The following is a 23,118-nucleotide window of genomic DNA, read 5'->3' as shown; positions in this document are numbered from 1 at the left end:
TTTGCATGTACAACTCGCAACTGCCAACGGATGGCACCCCAGCACCAAACGGTTCGCTGAACCTGGACTCTGGTGCGTTCGCCAAAAACACCGAGCGCCACAACAATGAGCGCATCCGGCAACTGCTCAAAAGCTTCGGCCTGCGCACCAGCCTGATTCGCCTGAAAGTGATCGACGCGCTACTGACCGCCGCCGAGAACGATCGCCCGCTGGGAGTGCGCGGCGTGCACAGCCACTTGCTGGACCTGGGCATTCCCCTGTCCTTTCTCAGCGTTCGCGAAGTGTTGAAGCGACTGTGCAGTGAAGGCCTGATTGTCTTGAACGAGGACAAGAGCTACAGCCTGCACCCGCAAGCGGCTGCCGTGCTCTACGGCAATCAATAAAGCGCTGGCGCGTGGCTTAAGGTTTGACCTTGCGACGCATCACGCCATTGATCACCACCACGATCACCGCAACGCCAATGGCGATGTACTGGAACAGCTTCTCGCTGATCATTCCGGCGTTCTGCATGTATGACAGACCAACCATGATCCCCAGCACGACAAGGGAGATCAGAATCGAATATTTCAAACGTTGCGACTGGGTCATTGCGGGTTCCTGAACCTGAAAATGTGTATCCGGTTTGTATCCTGATGCATGCCAAACTCATACGCTTCTTCGGGGATGAGCGGCAGCAAGCGGGGTCTCATGTTACAGCCCATGAAGCATTTTGGCTTCATGCGGTTCAAACGATGAGGATTGAGAAATGTTCCGTCGAATCACACTGCTGATTCCCCTGCTGATTGTCCTGACCATGAGCGGTTGCGTATGTTTCCCACGCGGAGGTGGCTGGCATGGCGACCACCGCTACTACCATGATGGTTACTACCGTTGACCTTTATTCAGGGGCGCCCACATCATTAAGTGCTCCCACATCCTCACTATTTGACCACTACTTATAACGTCAAGATAAAAGCCCGCCACTGAGTGCGGGCTTTTTCGTACATGGGCTTTACACTTGGATCTGTAAGTTAACGCCCTCAACACACGCCGCCACTATTACCCGACACACGACCTCGAAATAACGCGACAACTATTATCCCTCACAAACCAATAATTTGACTTGGCTTATCGGCATTCAGGACTATTCTCAACTTCAATACGGAACATCCCTATACGTCAACACGCAAACTTTGGAACTTTATGCTCAAACCCATCATAAAAATCGAAACTTTCCAGGCGCTGGGCTTTTGCCTTGCGATTACACTTTTTGAACTACTGACCTATATGGCCAGCGATATGATAATGCCCGCCATGTTGACGGTGACCGAAGACCTGAATGCCAGTACGAAGCATATTCCGTCAGCCTTCAATCTGTACTTGCTGGGCGGTGTTCTTTTGCAGTGGCTGATTGGCCCGCTCGCGGATTGTTTCGGACGCCGAAAAGTACTCTTGATTGGCTGCGCGGCCTTCGCCGTGACCTGCGTCATGACCGTCTGGGTGCAGAGCATTTTTGCATTCAACCTGTTGCGGCTGCTTCAGGGCATGGGATTGGGGTTTGTCATCGCCGTCAGTTACCCGGCGCTTCAGGAAGTGTTTTGTGAAGCCGATGCGGTTCGGATCATGGCCGTGCTGGGTAATGTCGCCCTGCTCTCTCCGCTCCTCGGCCCTCTGGTGGGGAGCCTGATGCTGAAATGGATGTCCTGGCGTGAGCTTTTTCTCATGCTTGGCGTCTGCGGCTCCGCGGTGTGGCTCGTGCTTTATTGGGTCATGCCGGAAACCATCGGCGCCCTGCGTCAGGACGGTACGCGGCTAACCCCCACGCCATTCAGGCTGCATACGTTAGCCCTTCGGTACATCGCCCTGCTCAAGAACCGTCGATTCATCTGCGCCAGTGTCGCGCTGGGGCTGATGAGTTTGCCATTGATCGCCTGGATCGGTCTGTCACCCCTTCTGTTGATTCAGGGGCAAGGGTTGTCCGTTCTTGAGTACGGGCTGTGGCAGATCCCGGTCTTCAGCGCCGTCATCATCGGCAATCTACTGCTGAACCTGATGATTTCCAGAACCACTCTGGAAGGCTTGATCCAATGTGCGCTCTGGCCATTCTGTGCGGGCCTGGTGCTACTCATCATCGCCAGTCGGTTTTCCCTTTCGATCCCGGTTCTGGTCAGTGGCCTGATGCTTTACGGCATAGGTCTGGGGATGAGCAATGCCGCACTGTACCGCGCGGCGCTGTTCACCAGTGACGATAGCAAAGGATTGGTCTCGGCCATGGTGGGGATGATTTCCATCGCGCTAATGGCCGGCGCAGGCTCAGTGATCGCAGCACTGGGCGCTGGCGAGGACCTGGGTTACTTCGCTCTGACAATCGGTATCTCAGGACTTCTGGCACTGGTGCCATTGCGCTGGTTTTTGCCTGCGACCAGGCCCGCGCTCTCTCTATAAATAACTCAATCAAAAAAGGACTTTTGATGATTCATCTACCCTACACCGATGCCTTGTGTGCATTGCCACGGCCCTATTGCCTGGACTCTGTTCCGCCAGGGTTGTTCGACAACTCGATGCGCGAAATCAGCCTCTTTCATTGCCATCACACGCCAGGTTATGAACATTGGCTGGGCGCCAATGGCTTGAGTGCTCAAGCGCTGGGAGAGCTGGACGACTGGGCGCGATTGCCGCCGCTGTACGCCAACTACTTCAAGCAACGTCTGCTGCTGAGCCCCACCGGGCAAGATGCCCTGGAGCTGACTTCTTCAGGTACCAGCGGCCAGAAAAGCCGCATGCGTTATGACGTACGAAGCCTGACGGCAGCGCAGAACATGGTGAGCAGGATCTTCGAGCATTACCACTGGATCAGCCACACCCCGTGCAACTATCTGTTGCTGAGTTACGAACCTGTGGGCGCAATCAGCCTGGGAACGTCCTATACCGACCAGTTCCTGTGCCAATACGCGCCAATCAAGCGGATTGTCTACGCGCTGCGCGCCACCGGCAGCAGCCACGAATTCGATGTGTTCGGCGTGATCGAAGCCCTGCGCCAGTTTGCCGATGAGGGATTGCCCGTGCGCATTTTTGGCTTTCCGGCGTTTCTCTGGCAGGCCTTGCAAAGAATGAAAGACCTTGAGGCACCAGCGCTTGAGCTGCATCCCGATTCGCTGGTGTTCCTTGGCGGTGGCTGGAAAACCCGGGCGAGCGAGGAAGTCTCCAGGCAACAGCTTTACTCCAGCATTTCGCAGCAGTTGGGGATAGACGTCAGTCGTTGTCGCGACGGGTTCGGCGCTGTCGAGCATGCCGTGCCCTATATCGAATGCGCCAACCACCACTTTCATGTCCCGGTTTATTCGAAGGTGTTTATACGTAACCCGACCGATTTCGCCGTTCAACCTTACGGCAGCAGCGGTCTGTTGCAGTTGGTCTCCCCCTACATTTCATCAAGCCCGGCGCACTCCGTGGTCATGAGTGACCTGGCAACCCTGCACCCCGCTGCAACCTGCGGCTGTGGTCTGGCCACCGACTGGTTCGAGCTGCACGGCCGCGCCGGAACCAGCGCCAGTCGCAGTTGTGCGATGGCCGCCTCCGAACTGATAGGGAGAGCTTGATATGTACCTGATCAACGGCCAACTGCACGACACCCTCACACCCAAAGCCGCCCTCGACAGGCTGCTGCCAGGTTTGGCGCAACAACTGGAGCAACCACCGACCAGCGAAAGGGTCCTTGAATGCGCGGAGCTTTTCGCGCAGAAACTGCTGACCCGTCAGCACAACCTTGAACTCGATGAGGGACAACGCCAGGAACTCATCGCGTTCTGCCAACGGAGCACACTGAGCACCAAACTGGAACGAGAGTTGGGAGTACAACCGCAATCGCTGCGGCGTATTGCCTACGACCAACAACCTTTTGAAAACTGGCACCCGTTAGGGCTCGTGGTGCATATCACGCCTGCCAACGCTCCATTGCTGGGGTTCTGCGCGGTACTGGAAAGCCTGCTGGTGGGCAACGTCAACTGGCTGCGCCCAAGCTCCAGTGACAACGACCTGAGCGCGCAATTACTGGCGGCATTGCTCGACTGCGACCCTGGTGGGTTGCTGGCCAACTGCATTGCCGTACTACCGGTAGACATCGCTGATATTGGTCTTCTATGTGCTCACGCCGATGGCGTCAGCGCATGGGGTGGCGAAGCCGCGCTCAGCGCCATTCGCCAGCAGATTCCCAGCGGTTGTCGCTGGATCGACTGGGGACACAAGATCAGTTTTGCCTACGTGTCCCCTGAAGCGCTGTCGCCTGAAGCGCTGGATATCCTGGTCGATGAGGTTTGCCGACTGGACCAACAAGCCTGCTCCAGTCCGCAGTGGCTGCTGGTAGACAGTGATGACCCGCAAACGCTGTATGCAATCGGTGAACAACTCGCCAACGCCTTTGAACGCCGCGCAAAGCGCTGGCCAGCGTTAGCTCCCACACCTCAGGAAGCTTCGGAGATCACCACCCGAGTGGCCTTCGCACAACTCGATCAGAGCTTTGCCGATCAAACGGGACACGTCTGGTCCGGTGAGGGATGGCGGGTCATTTGGGAGCACCATCGCAAACTTGCGCCATCACCGTTGTTTCGTACGCTGTTGTTACGGCCAATGCCACACGCTTTGGTTGCCGAATCGTTGCTGCCGTGGCGGGCGTTTCTGCAAAGCTGCGCGCTGATCAGCACACCCGCACAAACGCCAGATTTGGTCAGGAAATTGCTGAGTGCCGGGGTCAATCGAATCGCACCGCCCGAGCTGATTCATGAGGGCTATGCGGGCGAACCCCATGACGGCGTTTACGCCCTGTCACGCATGACCCGCAGGACCTCGGTAACCTTGCCAACGCAGTTATTGGCCAACCGCGCGACACTGGACCAGCGCCCTTGCGCGCCTGCAGGCTTGAACACCTGTGCGGTGATGAGCAAGGCGGATTTCATCGCGCAACCTTTAGCGCCCGAGGCCCAACTGTTTTTCCGCTCAGGTGGCAGCAGCGGGCTTCCAGCCTTGGCCGGCTTCAGCTATCGAGACTTTAACCGGCAGATGCGCGCGGCGGCTGATGGCATGTTCGCCATGGGGCTGACCCCAGGCCAGGATCGCGTGATGAACCTGTTCTACGGCGGCAGCCTTTATGGCGGGCTGTTCAGTTTCTCCAGCATCCTCGAACAGATGGGTGTCACGCACTTCCCCATGGGCAGCCCCAACGACGACGATTTCAGTGAAATAGCCCAACTGATCGTGAGCCAGCGCATCAACACTCTGATTGGCATGCCAAGCACGTTGCAGCGCCTGTTTTTCAATGAGCAGGATCGCCTCAAGGCCTACGGAGGGGTCAATAAAGTCTTCATGGGCGGTGAACATCCTGGCGATGCCAGCCGACGGCTGATGGAAAGTTGTGGGGTCTCGACGATTCGCTCCGCGATCTACGGCTCTGTCGACGCCGGCCCTCTCGGTCATGCGTGTCCTGCGACCGTAGATGGCGTATTTCACCTGATGAGCGACATCCAATGGCTTGAAATCGTCAATGTCGAGCACGACATTCCGGTCGAACCCGGCGAGGTCGGTCGTTTGCTCTTTACCTCGCGGGCACGCGAAGGTCAGACGATCAACCGTTACGAGGTTGGTGACTGTGGGCGTTGGGTGCCGGGGGCCTGCCCGTGCGGCCTCGACACGCCTCGATTTGAACTGCATGGAAGACACGGCCAACTGCTGCGGGTCGCCTCGGATTTTGTCTCGACCCGCGATCTGGAAGAAAAAGCCGCCACTCAACTACAGCTGGTCCTTGATCACGACTCGAACGGAAACGAACGCTTGCTGGTGCGCGCAGAACACGATCCGCACACCCTTCGCCAACGTTTGCTGGAGATCCCCGTTATTTCAATGGCGGTGAATAATTGCCTGTTGGAACTTGATGTTCAGCGGTGCTCTCCACACCGGTTCGAACGCAACAGGCACAGCGGCAAAATCCCCTTGATCATTGATCTGCGGAAGAACTTCCCGACTCACTAATAGCACAACAAAAATCACATTCATAAATAATAAAGAGTACAGACCAATGAACATTAGCTATTCATTTGACGCGTTGCTGTCGTATTCAATAAAGCACTCGCGCTATTACAAAACACACTTCAAGCACCTGCCGGAACATCCCTGCACGCTCGACAACTTACCGTTGACTATTGCCTCGGAGTATTGGAATGGCAGCAATAACTTGAATACCTGGTCAGTACTGACCGGTAAAACCGAAAACGCCCTGATCTATAAAACCGGCGGTTCAACTGGCCAGGAAAAACTGGTCGCGTACACCCGCGCTGAATGGCAGAGCATGGTGACGCACTTCGGTCACTCCCTCTCGGGGCAGCTTTGCGACGGTGACCGGGTGGCCAATCTGTTCTTTGCCGGAGACCTTTATGCCAGTTTTTTGTTCATCCATGACTCATTGGCCCATGCGACCCCTGCCATCTGTGAGTTTCCGTTTGCCGGCGCAGTCGATGGCGCAACGCTTGCCGCAGCCATTACCGAGCACCGGATCAATGTCCTCGCTGGCGTGCCGGCACAACTACTGCGCTTTGCCGCCTACCTGATCGAGCAACAATGCGTCCTGCCACAGGTAACGACCGTGCTCTACGGCGGCGAAAGTCTGTTTGCCGCACAATTGCCGTTGCTGGCGCAGGTCTTTCCCAATGCACGCACTGCGTCCATTGGCTACGCCTGTGTCGACGCAGGACTGGTAGGCGCCAGCACCCGGGATTGTGAGATGGGAGAACATCGAGTATTCGATGAACAGACGGTGGTGGAAATTGTCGATGAACACACTCATGAAGTCATCGACACGTGTAACCGTCCAGGTCAATTGATCATCACTAACCTGACCCGAAAATTGATGCCGCTGCTGCGTTATCCGGTCGGTGATCGTGCCTGTTGGCGCGAGCCGAGCGGTACCCCAAAACGCAAGTTCGCCTTGCTCGGACGTAGCGAGCAAAGCAACCGTATCCGCGTCGGCGTTGCGTCATTGTTTCAGGAAGAAATGGCCGAGATCCTTCAACGTCTGGCCGACTGCTGGCAATGGCAGTTAGTGCTCGAAAGTGTCGGGGTCAAGGATCGAATAAGCCTGATGTGGGTACCTGCGCAAGGCGCTAGCTCAATAGAAACTGCGACCCTGGCCATTCACGCAGCGCTGCTAGCTCAGTACCCGGAAATCAACCAGATGATCGGCAATGCTCAGCTTGAATGTGTGGTCAGACCCTGCACGGCAAGCGCACTGCTGCTGCATCCGCGCTCGGGAAAACAGCGCCGGATCGTTGACCTGCGTGTGTATGGCGCCCCTCAGCGGGAGCCCACTCCATGAGCACAGTAAGACTTCGCCGCTTCAAACAAGCGGACTCTGCTGCGGTCAGTGCGTTGTTTCGTCAGGTGTACGGGGAAAATTATGTACAGCCCGATGTCTATCTGCCGTCGATGATTGGCCAGCACAACGCCGACCACCGATGGTACTCAATGCTGGCCGTGATCAATGATCGGATTGTTGGCCACGCTGCACTCTGCCGAGACCCACAGGGTCGGGATCACGCAGAGTTTGCCTTGAGCCTTGTGCACCCGGCAGCCCAGGGAAAAGGCATCGCCAGCCGATTGGGGCGTGAACTGCTGCGCCGTGCGAGTCGACTCGGACTCAAGAGCGTTTCGATCAAACAGGTCACCCATCATCCCTACACTCAGCGGATGGCGCAAAGACTCGGTTTCAAAAGCATCGGACTGCTTCCCGACTATGTCCCCTCACCCTTTGGCGAGCGCTACAAGGAAAGCGTTGTCATTGGCTATCAAATGGTCAAAGGGCATGCGCGTCCGTTACCGCAACTGGAATGGCCGCAAGCCTGTGCCCCCTTCATGGGACAACTGTCTGCAGCATTCGGCAGCCAACGTGACTCGCCATCGCAACGGTCCTGTCCCATTCAGATAAGCCAGCATCACGAGCGTGTGGAGGTCGTCCTTTGCCAGTTGAACAAAAGCACACTGCTGCAACTGGGACAGCTACCCAGGCACTGGATGGTCTCGATCAAGCTTGATCTGTCGCGGCACTTTCCACGAAACCTGCAAACGCTCTGTGCCATCGACTTCGTATTTACCGGCCTGATGCCCGCCCCCGCAGCGTCTGGCTGGTATGCGTTGTTTCATCGTGGCGCAAGACCGCGGCCAGTCAGTTTTTACTGCCCGCACATGCAACAACTGCATAACGCTTTATTCCTCAAGCGGCCAAACGCTCCTCGCACTCGGTTAGCCGATACCGAGTCGGCGACAACACACTCAGTTGCCTGAACCTCTGCGCACCAGTCCGTTACCCGGCTGAGCGCAGAGCTGCACCAGCCAGTCGACAAACACCCGCACCCGCAGAGACAACTGGCGGTGCGGGGGATAGAGCGCCGTCAGGGGCAACCCTGGCGGCGGAAGATGCTCTAACACTTCGCACAAGCGGCCCTCACGCAACTGCCGAGCGACGTGGTAATACGGCGTCTGAACCAGGCCATAACCCGCTTCACAGGCGGCCAGGTAACCATCGGCGCTGTTGACCGCCACCTGTTTGGGCAAGTCCACCAGACGCACGTGCCCATCGATTTCAAACTCCAGACCGAAACGCTTGCCGGTGGCGCTGGAGAAATACTCGACCATCTGGTGCCCCGCAAGATCTTCCAGGCAACGCGGCGTGCCCTGACGTTGCAGGTATTCGGGACTGGCGCAGGTGACCTGATCAAGCATCGCCAGAGGTCGTGCCACCAGCGAATCATCCAGAAACGAACCACCGCGCAGTACACAATCAACGCCCTCGCGAATCAGGTCGACCGGACGATCGTTCAAGCCAATTTCCAATTCGATCAGCGGGTAACGGCGGGTAAATTCCGGCAAAGCCGGGATCACCAGCAAACGACCGATGCCGGCAGGCATATCGATGCGCAATAGACCGCGCGGGTTTTGCCGGGAGCTGGAAAACGCCGCCTCTGCCTCATCCAGATCAGCCAGAAGGCGCACGCAACGTTGGTAATACGCCGCGCCATCGGCGGTTGGACTGACGTGCCGCGTGGTGCGCTGCAACAGCTGGACACCCAGATGCGCCTCAAGCTGCTTGATCAGGATCGTCACCGAGGCACGGGGCATTTGCAGGCTGTCAGCGGCCCTGGCAAACCCTTCCAGCTCGACAATGCGCGTGAACACCCGCATGGCATTAAAACGGTCCATTGCTCTTGGCTACCCGATGATTATTTAGAAATTACAAACAGTGATAGCGCTTTTAGCCGGTTTATCTTGTTTTTGTCGAGCGTAACAATGGGCCCACATCGAAAAAGGAGCGACACCATGCACACTCGTCAATTGGGCAAAAACGGCCCTCAGGTTTCTGCGATCGGTCTGGGCTGCATGGGCATGACCGACTTCTACACCACCGGCGGCGATACCTCTGAGGCACTGGCGACATTGCATCGTGCAATGGAACTGGGCATCAATTTTCTCGATACCGCCGATATATACGGCCCCCACACCAACGAAGAGCTGATCGGCAAAGCCATTGTCGGCAAGCGCGATCAGGTGTTTCTGGCCAGTAAATTCGGCATTGTGCGTGACCCGCTCAACCCGACCGCGCGCGGGGTCAACGGCCGACCGGACTACATCCGTGCCGCCATCGATGGCACGCTGAAACGCCTGGGCATAGAAAGCCTGGATTTGTATTACCAGCATCGCGTCGATCCGGACGTGGCCATCGAAGAAACCGTAGGTGCCATGGCCGAACTGGTCCAGGCCGGTAAGGTGCGCTACCTCGGCTTGAGCGAGGCATCAGCGAAAACCCTTGAGCGAGCGCACAAGGTTCACCCGATCAGCGCGCTGCAAAGTGAATACTCGCTGTGGAGTCGCGATCAGGAGCACAACGATTGCCTGGCCACCTGCCAGCGCCTGGGAATTGCCTTTGTGCCGTACAGCCCGCTCGGTCGAGGCTTTCTGACCGGCGCCCTGAAAAGTCCCGATGACTTTGCAGCGGACGATTACCGACGCTTCAGCCCGCGTTTTCAGGGTGAAAACTTCAACAGGAATTTACAGTTGGTCCAGCAAGTGCAAACGCTGGCGGCGGATAAAGGCGTGAGCGCAGGACAGCTGGCGCTGGCCTGGGTATTGGCGCAAGGCGATTACCTGATCCCGATTCCGGGCACCAAGCAACGCAAGTATCTGGAGGAGAATGTCGCGGCGCTGAACGTTGTATTAAGTCCGGACGAGCTGTCGGCGCTGGAGGCGATTTTTCCGGATGACGCGGTGCTCGGGGGGCGTTATCCGCAAGCCGTCATGCAGATGCTCGATCGATAACATTGAGAGTCGCAGGCCCGTTCATGCTGTGTATGACGGGCCTGTTGCGCTTGAAGATCAGGCTTTGCCGTTGACACCCTTGGTGTTCGGAACGGCGGGGCCATTGCCCATGCCATAAGTCTTCAGGTTCTGCAGTACGTAAATCGCCTTCTTGTACTCGGGAATCAGATGATTGGCGTACTTGTTGCCTTTGAGGTTGTTGTTCTGAATGGTATCCAGCTGCGTCGCGAAGTACTCCAGCGCATTAAATTTTTCGTCCAGGTTTTTCGGCACCCCAAAACGATCGAACTTGTCGCCAGCGTTGAGCAGCGTCAGGGCCGTCACATCGCTGATCAAACCCCGATCGCGCAAAAAGGCGCTGATGTTGCCGAGCTGTTTGACCGTGACCGTCTCGGGGTCGAAACCCTTGAAATTCTTGTAGAGCTTCTGCTCGTTCATTTTCGCGGTGTTCAGCGCCAATGGGTCGTTGCCCACCAGTGCGAGCATCTGCTTGACCTTGACGCTCTGCGGTACGGGTTTACTGCCACCCGTTCCGCCCTCGCGAATCAGTAATCCGGCCTTGCTGGTCCAGCCACCGACATAACCGATCGTCATGACAGTGCCCCTGTGTGCAGACATCCTTGTAAGGCGAGCATAAAAACTCCTTATTCAACCGATGGAATTGCGCGCAAGTATCAATGTGCCAGCCCCCCTCCACCTACAAATATTTCAGCTTTTTACAATTTCTGTACAATTCGGATACAAACCACCAAACCCTTGATTTCATTGATCTGTAACCATTGTTTAACAATCGGACCATTACTGAATCCGGTTTAAAAACGCCCCAACAAAACCACGTTGCCGCCCGGAACGGAGGCGCAAATGTCTCGCGCCCGTGACTAACCGGTCGTCCGTAAAAAGCCTGTTTTGGGACCATAGTACTAATGTTTGTCTGCCGCAGGCCGATAGCTGCTAAACGCCGCAATAAATCAACAAGAGCGGTTAGCACGCCACAGAAGGACAGGTTCAATGCCCGCATTCCGTACCATTCAAGCCCGTTACACGCTGTTTCTGGTGCTGTTCATCCTGTTGTTATTCGCCTTGACGGTGGCGGGCATCAGCCAGTTGGTCGCGCCGAAACTTCGGCACACGGAAGAACAGGTGGCCCTGAACCGTATTGCCGAAGTGGCCGATCAGATCCAGGGCGAACTGAACAAGGTTCAAGCGCAACAACGCAGCATCACCCAAACCATCCCCCTGCTCGACAGCGCGGCCATCGACACCGTGCTGCCGGGCCTGGTGGATCAGTACGGTGAGCTGAAGGTGTTTGGTGGCGGGATCTGGCCGTTGCCTGGCCAGCGCGAAGCCGGACGCAACAAATTCAGTACCTTCTGGCACCGGGATGCGTCGGGCAAACTGGCCGTCAACACGTTCTGGAACAGCGACGCTGCGCCCAACTATTACGACCAGTCCTGGTACAAGGGCGGCATGCAGACGCCGCGTGGTCACTGCGCCTGGGCCACCGCCTACAAGGACGATGCCAGTGCCGAGCCGCGTACCAACTGCGCCATGGCGATTGCGCGCAACGGCGTACCGTACGGGGTCGCGACCATTGACGTCACGCTGGGCTTCTTCAATGACCTGGTAGCGCGCAAGGAAAAAGACCTGGGCGCCGAAATGCTGATCGTCGAGGCCGACGGCAAGATCATCAGCAACAGCTCGCGCATCAATGGCCCGATTGTCCTGAAAAACATCAGTGCACTGGCAGGCAACTCGCCTTTTGCCGCGCAGATCAAAACCGCGCTTGAGCGCCGTGACGCTTCGCTGCAACGCGTCGAGTTCGACAATCAAGGCGTAGCCAACACCTTCTTCATGCGGCCGATCGAAGGCACGCCGTGGTTCCTCGCCACCGCCCTGCCGACCAAACTGATTACCGCTCAACGCGACGATGTGCTGAGCACCTTGAGCCTGTTGCAGATCCCGATGGTTCTGCTGCTGGTGCTGCTGCAAATCTATGCGATCCGCCAACTGATCCAGCGCATGAAAGCCTTGAAGGCCAACATTGACGCGCTGTCTACCGGCGACGCCGACCTGACCCGACGCATCACCATTCGCGCCGAGGATGAACTGGGCGCGATCGGCCATTCGGTCAACACCTTCATCGCCTACCTGCAAAACATGATTGGTGAAGTCACCCAGGCCACAGGCGCCATGGCCTCAAGCCTGGAGAAACTGCAACAGACCTCGGCACACACCAACCAGATCCTGCAGCGTCATGCCTCGGAGACCGACCAGACCGTCACCGCCATCACCGAGATGAGTTCAACCGCCGACAGCGTCGCCGAGAACGCTGCACAAACCGCCGCGTTTACCCAGCGCGCCAATGAACACGCCGACCGTTCGCGGGTGGTGGTGGGCGAAGCCTCAAGCAGCGTGAGCGCATTGATCGGCGAAGTGGCCAGCGCCACCCATAAAGTCGAAAGCATGCAGCAGGACGCCCAGCGCATCACCGAAATCCTTGGAGTGATCGGCGCCATTGCCGGACAAACCAACCTGCTGGCACTCAACGCAGCGATTGAAGCAGCACGGGCCGGTGAACAAGGTCGAGGCTTTGCAGTGGTCGCCGATGAAGTGCGCGCCCTCGCCGCCCGTACCCAGGCCAGCACCTCGGAAATCAACGAGATGCTCAGCCGCCTGACCCAGGGCGTCAGTTCTTCGGTGGCGGCGATGGAAAATACCCAGGCCAGCTGTCAGTCCGCCGCCGATGCGACGGCGCGAGTCAACGCCGGGCTGGACGAAATGGCCGGTTCGGTCAGCCACATCAACAGCCTCAGCACCCAGATCGCCACTGCCGCCGAACAACAGAGCGCGGTGACCGAGGAGATCAACCGCAGCATGGTGCAGATCCGCCACATGGTCGAAGAGCTGGTGCAAAGCGGTCACGCCACCGAGCTCAACACGCGCCAGTTGCTGGACGCCAATAGCCGGGTCAGTTCGATCATGGGACGCTTCAAGGTCAAGTGAACCAGCAAATGCTGCCCGCGTGTTTCGCGCGGGCATCAACTTGGGGAGCCCACCCGTTGAGGATGAGGTCAGTCGTCAAATTGGCGCCATTCGTCGATCCCAGCGAGATTCCGCCGCCGGTTCTCTTGTGCGTCGATCCGCAGGGGAGGAAACCGTTCCGCACCGACAGTCCAACGTGCCGTCGCTCGCGCCACCCTACGTCCAAAGCGCTCCGCGCTATGCCTGTCGCCTAAGTGCGGAGCATTCTCCGCCGTGCCATCATTCAAGCTTTGAGTCATCAGGCCTAGCCATGATCCGTTGACGTTCACGTCGGTGAAACCGCCATCGGTATAGTTGCCACCAGGCAAATCCCCGGCGCTTACCCACATCATTCCCATTTGCGCCGCGAAGATCGACATCTGCTGCAGCGTTACGAGCTTGTCGCCGGAGCGCGCTCCAGAGTTTGTGAACCCGGCAGCGATCTTGTCCTTCCACTCCTGGCTACGCCAAGGCACGATGCCAGCCTCGAGGAACAGCTTGAACAATCCATGGGCGGATCCCATATAGGTGGGCGCACCGAAGACTATGGCGTCAGCCGCCGCTAGCCGGTTCATCACATCGTCGTCACGCCACCTGCCATCACTATCAATCTGAGCGGGCACGATCTCGATGAGTTCGGCACATGTTCCCGCAACCATTTCTGCGCCTCGCCTGACATGCTCCGCAACAGTCCGGGTGTGACCTCGTCCGGATGAATACACAATTGCGACAATAGTCATTGATTTCTCCTGATTAGTACTGCTGGCAGATGCGGGTTGTGCTTCGACTCGTTGCTTTTTGATTGTTTCCGACAGGAAATTCGGGGCGCCTTACGCACGGTAGACCACCCATTGGGTACAGCTACTGAACTCCGTCAGACTGACGTATACCCTGACTTGATGTCAGGCTACCAGACATCAAGTCAGGTTAGCGTTTGAAAAGCCGCGTGTGTATCGAGTTTCTGGAAGAAGGCTTGGTGTTCACTGGTGAAGACTCACCCATGGCCAACCAAGACCAGCCTTCAAGGGATGTCCATGTATAACTTTGAAACATAAGTGTCCTTCTTCATCGGAAAAAATGATCAAAATGCGCTGCGTGAAATGATCAACGAGAGATAACCGATGAAAACCACACTGCGTCTGACAGCCCTTTCTGCCTTGCTCATCACATCGCTGGCCCAGGCCGCCGAGCTGATTCCGATCGATGTACACCGCGATGCCAATTGCGGTTGCTGCAAAAAGTGGATCGCGCACCTGGAGGCCAACGGCTTCAAGGTCAATGACCACGTCGAAACCAACATGAGCGAAGTCAAGCAGCGCCTCGGTGTCCCGCCGCGGCTGGCTTCATGTCACACCGCTGTGATCAACGGCAAATTCGTCGAAGGTCATGTCCCCGCTGAACAGGTACTGGCCTTGAGTAAATCCGACCTGCTCGGCGTGGCGGCTCCAGGCATGCCCATGGGCTCGCCAGGCATGGAAACGGATGGCATGGCCGATGCTTACCAGGTCATGGGCCTGACCAAGAACGGTACCGATAAAGTGATCGCCGACTACCCGGCCCAGTAATGTTTATCGGTTACCTCGGGCTGTTCTTCGCGGCGTTCGGTGCCGCGACGCTGTTGCCGTTGCAGTCCGAGGCGGTGCTGGTGGGGTTGTTGCTCAACGGCCAATATTGGCTGTGGCTGCTGCTCGGCGTTGCCACGGTCGGCAATGTGCTGGGTTCGCTGGTGAACTGGTGGCTGGGGCGCGGCATCGAGCGCTTCAGGGAACGTCGCTGGTTTCCGGTCAGTCCTGATCATCTGGAAAGAGCCCGCGTGCACTATCAGCGCTACGGTCACTGGTCATTGCTGCTGAGTTGGGTGCCGATCATTGGCGATCCGCTGACCCTGGTGGCCGGCGTGATGCGCGAACCAGTGGGGCGTTTTCTGCTGATTGTGACCTTCGCCAAAGGTGCACGTTATGGTGTGCTGGTGCTGGCGACATCGGACTGGATGCTCTGAACCTTTGTTGCGGTCAATTGTTAATGTCGCGCTAATCGCGGTGTTCCAGCATCGGCCGATTCGCAACGGAGTTCACCTATGCCCAACTCGCGTCCTCTCTGGTTGTCCGGCCTGCTCCTGACACTTGCCCTGCCCGCCCTGGCCCACGCCGAAGGCCCCGCCTATGGGCCGGAGCTTCAAGGCTTCGACTATCCCTACACCGTCAAGCACTTTGCCTTCGAGTCCCAGGGTAAAACCCTGCAAATGGGTTACATGGATGTCGCCGCCAGCGGCAAGGCCAACGGCCGCAGCGTGGTGCTGATGCATGGCAAGAATTTCTGCGGCGCAACCTGGGACAGTTCGATCAAGGCCCTGAGCGACGCAGGTTATCGGGTGATCGCCCCGGATCAGATCGGTTTCTGCACCTCCAGCAAACCGGACAATTATCAGTACAGCTTCCAGCAACTGGCGAGCAACACCCACGCATTGCTGACCAAACTCGGCATTCAAAAAGCCAGCCTGCTAGGCCACTCCACCGGCGGCATGCTCGCCACCCGTTATGCGCTGCAATACCCCGAGCAAGTCGAACAACTGGCGCTGGTCAACCCCATCGGACTCGAAGACTGGAAAGCCCTCGGCGTGCCTTATCTCACGGTGGATCAATGGTACGCACGCGAACTCAAGGTCTCCGCCGAGGGCATTCGCAACTATGAGCGAAGCACTTACTACGTCGGACGCTGGAAACCCGAATTCGAGCGCTGGGTGGACATGCTCGCCGGCCTGAACAAAGGGCCGGGGCACACTCAGGTCGCGTGGAACTCGGCACTGATCTACGACATGATCTTCACCCAGCCGGTGTATTACGAATTCAAGGACCTGAAAATGCCCACCCTGCTGTTGATCGGCACCGACGACACCACGGCCATTGGCAAAGACATTGCGTCGCCGGCGGTCAAGGCCAGACTGGGTGACTACAAGGTCCTGGGCAAACAGGTCGCACAACTGATTCCACAGTCGACGCTGATCGAATTCCCCGGCCTGGGTCACGCACCACAAATAGAACAACCCGCGCAATTTCATCAGGCGCTACTTGGCTGGCTGACCAAGACCGCGCCAACCCTTTAAAAGAGGTAATGCTCATGGCTGTGCAGATTGCGGTGATTGATGACTGGCAGGGCGTGGCCCGTGATGTGGTGGATTGGGCGACGCTGGAGGGTATCGGCGAAGTCAGTTTTTTGCATGACTATCCCGCCGACCACGCCACTCTAAGTGAACGCCTGCGACCCTTCGAGGTGATTTGCGTGATGCGCGAGCGCACGCTGTTCGATGAAGCACTTCTGTGCAGCTTGCCCAAACTCAAGTTGCTGGTGACCGGTGGCATGCGCAACGCGGCCATCGACCTCAAGGCTGCTGCCGAGCTGGGGATTCAGGTCTGCGGCACCGACAGTTACAAACACGCGGCGCCTGAGTTGACCTGGACGCTGATCATGGCCCTGACCCGCAATCTGCTCGCAGAAGCCAACGCCCTGCGTGCCGGTCACTGGCAGCAAGGCCTGGGCGGCGACTTGCACGGCAAGACCCTGGGTATTCTGGGCCTGGGCAGCATTGGTAAACGGATCGCCCAGTTCGGCCAGGTGTTCGGTATGCGCGTAATCGCCTGGAGCGAGAACCTCACCGCCGAACGCGCGGCTGAAGTCGGCGTGAGTTATGTCAGCAAGCGTGAACTGTTCGAGCAGGCCGATGTGCTGTCGATCCATCTGGTGCTCAGTGAGCGCAGCCGCAGCCTGGTCGATGAAGAGGCACTGGGCTGGATGAAGCCTGGCGCAGTGCTGATCAATACTGCCCGCGGCCCCATTGTCGATGAAGCCGCATTGATCCGGGCCCTTGAGCAAAACCGTCTGAAGGGCGCAGCGCTGGATGTCTTCGAGCACGAACCATTGGCCACCGACCATCCGTTTCGGACATTACCCAACGTGCTAGCCACTCCGCATATCGGCTATGTCAGCGAACAGAACTACCATTTGTTCTTTTCACAGATGATTGAGGATATCCAGGCCTGGGCAACCGGCCATTCGATCCGCGTACTGAACTAGATCGGGATTAGTTGGCCAGGGTCAACCCATTGGCTGGCAACGGCAACGCGGTTTTGTAGCGTACCTGCTTGAGCGCAAAGCTTGAGCGGATGTTGGCGACGCCCGGGACTTTGGTCAGAAAGTCCATCATGAAGCGCTCCAGCGACTGAATGGTCGGCACCAATACGCGGATCAGATAATCCGGGTCGCCGGCCATCAGGTAGCACTCCATCACCTCCGGACGGTTGGCGATTGCCGCCTCGAACTGCGCCAGCGCCTCCTCCACCTGCTTCTCCAGGCTGACGTGAATAAACACGTTGACGTGCAGCCCCAGCAGCTCGGCATCCAGCAGCGTGACCTGCTCGCGAATCAGCCCCAATTCTTCCATGGCCTTGACCCGATTGAAGCACGGTGTCGGAGACAGATTCACCGAGCGTGCGAGGTCGGCGTTGGTGATGCGGGCATTCTCCTGAAGGCTGTTGAGAATGCCGATATCCGTACGGTCCAATTTGCGCATGAGACAAAACCACCTGCTTTTTATGTTTATGCAGATTTTTTATCCTCAAATGACCTTAAGCGCAACGAAACAGAGATAAATATTCTTCTTGGCCCGGCCTATGATTGTTGTAGGACAAGATTTCTTTTATCGAAGAATGACGGTCAGCTCACTACAAGAAATTCACAAGATCGAGCGTAGAAGCCATGAACCAAGCGTACGAACCGCTGCGCCTGCACGTTCCCGAACCTTCGGGCCGTCCCGGCTGCAAAACCGACTTCTCCTACCTGCATCTGACCGATGCCGGCACGGTGCGCAAACCCCCAATCGACGTAGAACCTGCCGACACCGCTGATCTGGCCAAGGGCCTGATTCGCGTACTCGACGATCAGGGCAATGCCCTGGGTCCTTGGGCGGAAGGCGTACCGGCGGAGATTCTGCGTAAAGGCATGCGCGCCATGCTCAAGACGCGGATTTTCGACAACCGCATGGTGGTCGCCCAACGTCAGAAAAAGATGTCGTTCTACATGCAAAGCCTTGGCGAAGAAGCCATCGGCAGCGCCCAGGCCCTGGCCCTGAACATCGACGACATGTGCTTCCCCACTTACCGTCAGCAAAGCATTCTGATGGCCCGCGAAGTGCCGCTGGTGGACCTGATCTGCCAACTGCTGTCCAACGAGCGCGATCCGCTCAAGGGCCGTCAGTTGCCGATCATGTACTCGGTACGCGATCACGGTTTCTTCACCATTTCCGGCAACCTCGCCACCCAGTTCGTGCAAGGCGTGGGCTGGGGCATGGCTTCGGCGATCAAGGGCGATACCAAGATCGCCTCGGCCTGGATCGGTGACGGCGCCACCGCTGAATCGGACTTCCACACCGCCCTCACTTTCGCTCACGTTTACCGTGCGCCGGTGATCCTCAACGTGGTCAACAACCAATGGGCAATCTCCACCTTCCAGGCGATTGCTGGCGGTGAAGCCACCACGTTCGCCGGTCGTGGCGTCGGCTGCGGCATCGCCTCCCTACGAGTCGATGGCAACGATTTCATCGCGGTCTACGCGGCCTCTGCCTGGGCCGCCGAACGCGCCCGCCGCAACCTCGGCCCGACCATGATCGAATGGGTCACCTACCGCGCCGGCCCGCACTCGACGTCCGACGACCCGTCCAAGTACCGCCCCGCCGACGACTGGAGCCACTTCCCGTTGGGCGACCCGATTGCGCGCCTCAAGCAGCATCTGGTGAAAATCGGTCAGTGGTCCGAAGAGGAACACGTGGCCCTCAGCGCCGAACTCGAAGCCGAAGTGATTGCCGCGCAAAAAGAAGCCGAGCAGTACGGCACCCTCGCCGGTGGCCAGATTCCGAGCGCCGCGACGATGTTCGAAGACGTCTATAAAGAGATGCCGGAGCACTTGAAGCGCCAGCGTCAAGAGTTGGGGATCTGACATGAACGATCACAACAATAATATTCAGTTGGAAACCGCCATGACCACAACCACCATGACCATGATCCAGGCCCTGCGCTCGGCCATGGATGTGATGCTTGAGCGTGACGACAACGTCGTGGTGTTCGGCCAGGACGTCGGTTACTTCGGCGGCGTGTTCCGTTGCACCGAAGGCCTGCAAAGCAAATACGGCACCTCTCGGGTGTTCGATGCGCCGATCTCCGAAAGCGGCATCGTCGGCGTCGCCGTCGGCATGGGCGCTTACGGTTTGCGGCCAGTGGCCGAGATCCAGTTCGCCGATTACGTCTACCCGGCGTCGGACCAGATCATTTCCGAAGCCGCACGCCTGCGCTATCGCTCGGCCGGCGAGTTCACCGCCCCGATGACCCTGCGCATGCCTTGCGGCGGCGGCATCTACGGTGGCCAGACCCACAGCCAGAGCATCGAGGCGATGTTCACCCAGGTCTGCGGTTTGCGCACGGTCATGCCGTCCAACCCTTACGACGCCAAAGGCCTGCTGATCGCCTCCATCGAGAACGATGACCCGGTGATCTTCCTTGAGCCAAAACGCCTGTACAACGGCCCGTTCGACGGCCATCACGATCGCCCGGTAACCCCGTGGTCGAAACACCCGGCCGCGCAGGTTCCGGACGGTTACTACACCGTGCCGCTGGACGTCGCCGCCATTACCCGTCCGGGCAAGGACGTGACCATCCTGACTTACGGCACCACGGTGTATGTCTCGCAAGTCGCCGCTGAAGAAACCGGCATCGACGCCGAAGTCATCGACTTGCGCAGCCTGTGGCCGCTGGATCTGGAAACCATCGTCAAGTCGGTGAAGAAAACCGGGCGCTGCGTGATCGTTCACGAAGCCACCCGCACCTGCGGTTTCGGCGCCGAACTGGTGTCGCTGGTTCAGGAACATTGCTTCCATCACCTGGAAGCGCCGATCGAGCGTGTGACCGGTTGGGACACTCCCTACCCGCATGCGCAGGAATGGGCGTATTTCCCTGGTCCGTCCCGTGTGGGCGCGGCTTTGAAACGGGTCATGGAGGTCTGAATGGGCACGCACGTTATTAAGATGCCGGACATTGGCGAAGGCATTGCAGAAGTTGAACTGTCGGTGTGGCACGTCAAGGTCGGCGACATGGTCGTCGAAGATCAGGTACTGGCCGATGTGATGACCGACAAGGCGATGGTCGACATCCCGTCCCCGGTGCATGGCAAGGTCATCTCCCTCGGCGGTGTGCCAGGTGAAGTCATGGCCGTCGGCAGCATTTTGATCAGCATCGAAGTCGAAGGCGCAGGCAACGTCAAAGAGTCGTCTCAGCCTGCGGCGGTCGCAGAAGCACCGAAGCCTTCGCCAGTTGCCGCAGCGAAAGTCGAAGCCGTGGTTGAAAGCAAACCCGCCGCACCGGTTCGCCCTGTCGTGCCGCAAGGCCCGCTGGTCGCTCGCGACGCTGATGAACGCCCACTGGCCTCCCCGGCCGTGCGCAAACACGCGCTGGATGCCGGCATTCAATTGCGCCTGGTGCGCGGCACCGGCCCTGCCGGGCGGATTCTTCACGAAGACCTCGACGCCTATCTGGCACAAGGTCAGTCGAACGCATCGACCGCTGTAGCCGCTTATGCCGAACGCAACGACGAACAGCAGATCCCGGTGATCGGCATGCGTCGCAAGATCGCCCAGCGGATGCAGGACGCGACTCAGCGTGCGGCACACTTCAGCTACGTCGAAGAGATCGACGTGACTGCGGTGGAAGAACTGCGTGCGCATCTGAATGAAAAGCATGGCGCCACTCGCGGCAAGCTGACCTTGCTGCCATTCCTGGTCCGCGCCATGGTCGTCGCCCTGCGCGACTTCCCGCAGATCAACGCCCGTTACGACGACGAAGCCCAGGTCATCACCCGCCTCGGCGCCGTGCATGTCGGCGTTGCGACCCAAAGCGACATTGGTTTGATGGTGCCGGTGGTACGTCACGCCGAAGCTCGCAGCCTGTGGGACAGCGCCGCGGAAATCTCCCGTCTGGCCACTGCTGCGCGCAATGGCAAGGCCAGCCGCGATGAGCTGTCCGGCTCGACCATCACCCTGACCAGCCTCGGCGCCTTGGGCGGCATCGTCAGCACCCCGGTGCTAAACCTGCCGGAAGTGGCCATCGTCGGCGTGAACAAGATCGTCGAACGGCCGATGGTGATCAAAGGCCAGATCGTGATTCGCAAGATGATGAACCTCTCCAGCTCTTTCGATCACCGGGTGGTCGATGGCATGGACGCGGCGCAATTCATCCAGGCCATCCGTGGCTTGCTCGAACAACCCGCCACGCTGTTTGTGGAATAAGCATTTGTGGAGCAAGGCATGCAACAGACTCTGAACACCACGCTGCTAATCATTGGCGGCGGCCCTGGCGGCTATGTGGCGGCGATCCGTGCCGGCCAACTGGGCATCAGCACTATTCTGGTCGAAGGCCAGGCGCTCGGCGGCACCTGCCTGAACATCGGCTGCATTCCGTCGAAAGCGTTGATCCATGTTGCCGAGCAGTTCCATCAGACTCAGCACCACAGCCAGCACTCGGCCCTCGGGATCAACGTCTCGGCGCCGACCCTGGACATCGGCAAAAGCGTCGAGTGGAAGGACGGCATCGTTGATCGCCTGACCACCGGCGTCGCGGCGCTGCTGAAAAAGCACAAGGTCCAGGTCATTCAAGGCTGGGCCAAGGTCATCGATGGCAAAACCGTCGAAGTTGGCGACACCCGGATCCAATGCGAGCACCTGCTGCTGGCCACTGGCTCGAAAAGCGTCAACCTGCCGATGCTGCCGATTGGCGGACCGATCATCTCCTCCACCGAAGCCCTGACGCCGAAGAGCGTGCCAAAACGGCTGATCGTGGTCGGTGGTGGCTACATCGGGCTTGAGCTGGGCATTGCCTACCGCAAGCTCGGCGCCGAGGTCAGCGTGGTCGAGGCACAGGATCGCATTCTGCCAGCCTACGACGCCGAACTGACTCAACCGGTGAACGAAGCCCTCAAGCAACTCGGCGTAAAGCTTTACTTGAAGCACAGCGTCGAAGGCTTTGATTCACAAGCTAATACCCTACAAGTGCGCGACCCGAATGGTGAAATCCTGAACCTGGTCACCGATCAAGTACTGGTGGCCGTCGGACGCAAACCCAACACCCAGGGCTGGAACCTCGAAGCCTTGAACCTGGACATGAACGGTTCGGCGATCAAGATCGACAACCGCTGTGCGACCAGCATGCGTAACGTCTGGGCCATCGGTGACCTGAGCGGCGAGCCGATGCTCGCCCACCGCGCCATGGCACAGGGTGAAATGGTCGCCGAGCTGATCTCGGGCAAACACCGCGAGTTCAACCCGACTGCCATCGCCGCCGTGTGCTTTACCGACCCGGAATTGGTGGTGGTCGGCAAGACTCCGGACGAAGCCCAGGCCGCTGGCCTGGATTGCATCGTGTCGAGCTTCCCGTTCGCCGCCAATGGCCGGGCGATGACCCTGGAGTCGAAAAGCGGTTTCGTACGGGTGGTCGCTCGGCGTGACAATCATCTGATTGTCGGCTGGCAAGCGGTCGGTGTCGGCGTGTCCGAGTTGTCGACAGCATTCGGCCAGTCCCTGGAAATGGGCGCACGCCTGGAAGATATCGCCGGCACTATCCACGCCCACCCGACGTTGGGTGAAGCGGTGCAGGAAGCGGCGTTGCGCGCATTGGGGCACGCGTTGCACCTGTAAAGATCAAAAGATCGCAGCCTGCGGGGGGTTCGTCG

The 23,118-nt window shown here is 58.3% G+C and carries 22 protein-coding genes and 1 pseudogene; 18 read left to right on the top strand and 5 right to left on the bottom strand.

Annotated elements, in window-relative coordinates:
- The first annotated feature begins 5 nt into the window (after nucleotides 1-5).
- Complete coding sequence (locus AC1RKH_RS27850; RefSeq protein WP_493064553.1) at nucleotides 6-383, top strand: fe2+ zn2+ uptake regulation protein; 378 nt, start codon at nucleotides 6-8, stop codon at nucleotides 381-383.
- A 16-nt stretch (nucleotides 384-399) separates the two neighbouring features.
- On the opposite strand, the gene AC1RKH_RS27845 is transcribed toward AC1RKH_RS27850, so the two are convergent.
- Nucleotides 400-588 (bottom strand): hypothetical protein, encoded by a 189-nt coding sequence (locus tag AC1RKH_RS27845; protein ID WP_123424768.1) that lies wholly within the window; start codon nucleotides 586-588, stop codon nucleotides 400-402.
- A 157-nt stretch (nucleotides 589-745) separates the two neighbouring features.
- Between AC1RKH_RS27845 and AC1RKH_RS27840 the strand changes: the two genes are divergently transcribed.
- The 6 genes from AC1RKH_RS27840 to AC1RKH_RS27815 all read left to right on the top strand — a co-directional run bounded on the left by AC1RKH_RS27840 (nucleotide 746) and on the right by AC1RKH_RS27815 (nucleotide 8,304).
- The gene (locus AC1RKH_RS27840; protein WP_493064554.1) at nucleotides 746-874 is read left to right on the top strand and encodes a hypothetical protein; all 129 of its coding nucleotides are present in this window, start codon (nucleotides 746-748) and stop codon (nucleotides 872-874) included.
- A 308-nt stretch (nucleotides 875-1,182) separates the two neighbouring features.
- On the top strand, nucleotides 1,183-2,424 hold the full coding sequence (locus AC1RKH_RS27835) for an MFS transporter (protein WP_493064555.1): 1,242 nt from the start codon (nucleotides 1,183-1,185) through the stop codon (nucleotides 2,422-2,424).
- Nucleotides 2,425-2,450: 26 nt separating this feature from the next.
- Nucleotides 2,451-3,578 (top strand): LuxE/PaaK family acyltransferase, encoded by a 1,128-nt coding sequence (locus tag AC1RKH_RS27830; RefSeq protein WP_493064556.1) that lies wholly within the window; start codon nucleotides 2,451-2,453, stop codon nucleotides 3,576-3,578.
- Between the two features lies 1 nt (nucleotide 3,579).
- Nucleotides 3,580-6,000 (top strand): acyl-CoA reductase, encoded by a 2,421-nt coding sequence (locus AC1RKH_RS27825; RefSeq protein WP_493064557.1) that lies wholly within the window; start codon nucleotides 3,580-3,582, stop codon nucleotides 5,998-6,000.
- A gap of 46 nt (nucleotides 6,001-6,046) precedes the next feature.
- Nucleotides 6,047-7,339 (top strand): AMP-binding protein, encoded by a 1,293-nt coding sequence (locus AC1RKH_RS27820; protein ID WP_493064558.1) that lies wholly within the window; start codon nucleotides 6,047-6,049, stop codon nucleotides 7,337-7,339.
- Nucleotides 7,336-8,304, top strand: coding sequence for a GNAT family N-acetyltransferase (locus AC1RKH_RS27815; RefSeq protein ID WP_493064559.1), 969 nt, complete (start codon nucleotides 7,336-7,338; stop codon nucleotides 8,302-8,304). Before AC1RKH_RS27820 ends, AC1RKH_RS27815 begins: the two co-directional genes overlap by 4 nt.
- Here the strand turns inward: AC1RKH_RS27815 and AC1RKH_RS27810 are convergent.
- Complete coding sequence (locus AC1RKH_RS27810) at nucleotides 8,293-9,219, bottom strand: LysR family transcriptional regulator (protein ID WP_493064560.1); 927 nt, start codon at nucleotides 9,217-9,219, stop codon at nucleotides 8,293-8,295. The two genes, AC1RKH_RS27815 and AC1RKH_RS27810, sit on opposite strands and share 12 nt — an antisense overlap.
- Before the next feature lie 117 nt (nucleotides 9,220-9,336).
- On the opposite strand from AC1RKH_RS27810, the gene AC1RKH_RS27805 reads away from it, so the two are divergent.
- Nucleotides 9,337-10,332, top strand: coding sequence for an aldo/keto reductase (locus AC1RKH_RS27805; protein WP_493064561.1), 996 nt, complete (start codon nucleotides 9,337-9,339; stop codon nucleotides 10,330-10,332).
- A gap of 57 nt (nucleotides 10,333-10,389) precedes the next feature.
- Here AC1RKH_RS27805 and AC1RKH_RS27800 read toward each other — a convergent pair whose 3' ends face one another.
- A complete protein-coding gene (locus AC1RKH_RS27800) occupies nucleotides 10,390-10,926 on the bottom strand; it encodes a hypothetical protein (protein ID WP_493064562.1) in 537 nt (178 codons plus the stop codon).
- 414 nt (nucleotides 10,927-11,340) lie between these two features.
- On the opposite strand from AC1RKH_RS27800, the gene AC1RKH_RS27795 reads away from it, so the two are divergent.
- The gene (locus tag AC1RKH_RS27795) at nucleotides 11,341-13,335 is read left to right on the top strand and encodes a methyl-accepting chemotaxis protein (RefSeq protein WP_493064563.1); all 1,995 of its coding nucleotides are present in this window, start codon (nucleotides 11,341-11,343) and stop codon (nucleotides 13,333-13,335) included.
- 68 nt (nucleotides 13,336-13,403) lie between these two features.
- On the opposite strand, the gene AC1RKH_RS27790 is transcribed toward AC1RKH_RS27795, so the two are convergent.
- Nucleotides 13,404-14,093, bottom strand: coding sequence for a flavodoxin family protein (locus AC1RKH_RS27790; protein WP_493064564.1), 690 nt, complete (start codon nucleotides 14,091-14,093; stop codon nucleotides 13,404-13,406).
- A gap of 197 nt (nucleotides 14,094-14,290) precedes the next feature.
- Between AC1RKH_RS27790 and AC1RKH_RS27785 the strand changes: the two are divergent.
- The 5 genes and pseudogenes from AC1RKH_RS27785 to AC1RKH_RS27765 form a co-directional block, all read left to right on the top strand.
- Nucleotides 14,291-14,362, top strand: a pseudogene (locus AC1RKH_RS27785) (recombinase family protein); the annotation flags it as partial.
- A 112-nt stretch (nucleotides 14,363-14,474) separates the two neighbouring features.
- A complete protein-coding gene (locus tag AC1RKH_RS27780) occupies nucleotides 14,475-14,918 on the top strand; it encodes a DUF411 domain-containing protein (RefSeq protein ID WP_123424779.1) in 444 nt (147 codons plus the stop codon).
- On the top strand, nucleotides 14,918-15,352 hold the full coding sequence (locus AC1RKH_RS27775; RefSeq protein WP_493064565.1) for a YqaA family protein: 435 nt from the start codon (nucleotides 14,918-14,920) through the stop codon (nucleotides 15,350-15,352). The genes AC1RKH_RS27780 and AC1RKH_RS27775 overlap by 1 nt, the downstream gene beginning before the upstream one ends.
- Before the next feature lie 78 nt (nucleotides 15,353-15,430).
- On the top strand, nucleotides 15,431-16,456 hold the full coding sequence (locus AC1RKH_RS27770; protein WP_493064566.1) for an alpha/beta fold hydrolase: 1,026 nt from the start codon (nucleotides 15,431-15,433) through the stop codon (nucleotides 16,454-16,456).
- A gap of 14 nt (nucleotides 16,457-16,470) precedes the next feature.
- Complete coding sequence (locus tag AC1RKH_RS27765; protein ID WP_493064567.1) at nucleotides 16,471-17,424, top strand: D-2-hydroxyacid dehydrogenase family protein; 954 nt, start codon at nucleotides 16,471-16,473, stop codon at nucleotides 17,422-17,424.
- Nucleotides 17,425-17,431: 7 nt separating this feature from the next.
- Here AC1RKH_RS27765 and bkdR read toward each other — a convergent pair whose 3' ends face one another.
- On the bottom strand, nucleotides 17,432-17,920 hold the full coding sequence (gene bkdR / locus AC1RKH_RS27760; RefSeq protein WP_071555481.1) for a Bkd operon transcriptional regulator BkdR: 489 nt from the start codon (nucleotides 17,918-17,920) through the stop codon (nucleotides 17,432-17,434).
- A gap of 185 nt (nucleotides 17,921-18,105) precedes the next feature.
- On the opposite strand from bkdR, the gene AC1RKH_RS27755 reads away from it, so the two are divergent.
- From AC1RKH_RS27755 to lpdA, 4 genes are read left to right on the top strand one after another with little or no spacing between them, the layout of a single operon-like run.
- Entirely contained in the window at nucleotides 18,106-19,341 is a 1,236-nt protein-coding gene (locus AC1RKH_RS27755; RefSeq protein WP_123424782.1) for a 3-methyl-2-oxobutanoate dehydrogenase (2-methylpropanoyl-transferring) subunit alpha, read from the top strand.
- A 1-nt stretch (nucleotide 19,342) separates the two neighbouring features.
- Nucleotides 19,343-20,401: an alpha-ketoacid dehydrogenase subunit beta gene (locus tag AC1RKH_RS27750; protein ID WP_123424783.1), complete on the top strand. Its 1,059-nt coding sequence runs from the start codon at nucleotides 19,343-19,345 to the stop codon at nucleotides 20,399-20,401.
- Entirely contained in the window at nucleotides 20,402-21,679 is a 1,278-nt protein-coding gene (locus AC1RKH_RS27745; protein ID WP_493064568.1) for a dihydrolipoamide acetyltransferase family protein, read from the top strand.
- A gap of 18 nt (nucleotides 21,680-21,697) precedes the next feature.
- Nucleotides 21,698-23,083, top strand: a complete 1,386-nt coding sequence (gene lpdA / locus AC1RKH_RS27740; protein WP_493064569.1) for a dihydrolipoyl dehydrogenase — start codon at nucleotides 21,698-21,700, stop codon at nucleotides 23,081-23,083.
- The last annotated feature ends 35 nt before the right edge of the window (nucleotides 23,084-23,118 follow it).

The organism is Pseudomonas sp. GW822-FHT06B12 (assembly GCF_058799675.1).
This window is presented reverse-complemented; position numbering and strand designations above follow the sequence as displayed.

Bases quoted from the DNA above. Each gene is read 5' to 3' on its own strand.
- lpdA (WP_493064569.1), top strand. From the start codon at position 21,698: ATGCAACAGACTCTGAACACCACGCTGCTAATCATTGGCGGCGGCCCT.
- AC1RKH_RS27780 (WP_123424779.1), top strand. From the start codon at position 14,475: ATGAAAACCACACTGCGTCTGACAGCCCTTTCTGCCTTGCTCATCACA.
- AC1RKH_RS27840 (WP_493064554.1), top strand. From the start codon at position 746: ATGTTCCGTCGAATCACACTGCTGATTCCCCTGCTGATTGTCCTGACC.
- AC1RKH_RS27775 (WP_493064565.1), top strand. From the start codon at position 14,918: ATGTTTATCGGTTACCTCGGGCTGTTCTTCGCGGCGTTCGGTGCCGCG.
- bkdR (WP_071555481.1), bottom strand. From the start codon at position 17,920: ATGCGCAAATTGGACCGTACGGATATCGGCATTCTCAACAGCCTTCAG.
- AC1RKH_RS27755 (WP_123424782.1), top strand. From the start codon at position 18,106: ATGAACCAAGCGTACGAACCGCTGCGCCTGCACGTTCCCGAACCTTCG.
- AC1RKH_RS27820 (WP_493064558.1), top strand. From the start codon at position 6,047: ATGAACATTAGCTATTCATTTGACGCGTTGCTGTCGTATTCAATAAAG.
- AC1RKH_RS27845 (WP_123424768.1), bottom strand. From the start codon at position 588: ATGACCCAGTCGCAACGTTTGAAATATTCGATTCTGATCTCCCTTGTC.
- AC1RKH_RS27750 (WP_123424783.1), top strand. From the start codon at position 19,343: ATGAACGATCACAACAATAATATTCAGTTGGAAACCGCCATGACCACA.
- AC1RKH_RS27810 (WP_493064560.1), bottom strand. From the start codon at position 9,219: ATGGACCGTTTTAATGCCATGCGGGTGTTCACGCGCATTGTCGAGCTG.
- AC1RKH_RS27795 (WP_493064563.1), top strand. From the start codon at position 11,341: ATGCCCGCATTCCGTACCATTCAAGCCCGTTACACGCTGTTTCTGGTG.
- AC1RKH_RS27765 (WP_493064567.1), top strand. From the start codon at position 16,471: ATGGCTGTGCAGATTGCGGTGATTGATGACTGGCAGGGCGTGGCCCGT.
- AC1RKH_RS27790 (WP_493064564.1), bottom strand. From the start codon at position 14,093: ATGACTATTGTCGCAATTGTGTATTCATCCGGACGAGGTCACACCCGG.
- AC1RKH_RS27745 (WP_493064568.1), top strand. From the start codon at position 20,402: ATGGGCACGCACGTTATTAAGATGCCGGACATTGGCGAAGGCATTGCA.
- AC1RKH_RS27800 (WP_493064562.1), bottom strand. From the start codon at position 10,926: ATGACGATCGGTTATGTCGGTGGCTGGACCAGCAAGGCCGGATTACTG.
- AC1RKH_RS27815 (WP_493064559.1), top strand. From the start codon at position 7,336: ATGAGCACAGTAAGACTTCGCCGCTTCAAACAAGCGGACTCTGCTGCG.
- AC1RKH_RS27850 (WP_493064553.1), top strand. From the start codon at position 6: ATGTACAACTCGCAACTGCCAACGGATGGCACCCCAGCACCAAACGGT.
- AC1RKH_RS27805 (WP_493064561.1), top strand. From the start codon at position 9,337: ATGCACACTCGTCAATTGGGCAAAAACGGCCCTCAGGTTTCTGCGATC.
- AC1RKH_RS27830 (WP_493064556.1), top strand. From the start codon at position 2,451: ATGATTCATCTACCCTACACCGATGCCTTGTGTGCATTGCCACGGCCC.
- AC1RKH_RS27825 (WP_493064557.1), top strand. From the start codon at position 3,580: ATGTACCTGATCAACGGCCAACTGCACGACACCCTCACACCCAAAGCC.
- AC1RKH_RS27770 (WP_493064566.1), top strand. From the start codon at position 15,431: ATGCCCAACTCGCGTCCTCTCTGGTTGTCCGGCCTGCTCCTGACACTT.
- AC1RKH_RS27835 (WP_493064555.1), top strand. From the start codon at position 1,183: ATGCTCAAACCCATCATAAAAATCGAAACTTTCCAGGCGCTGGGCTTT.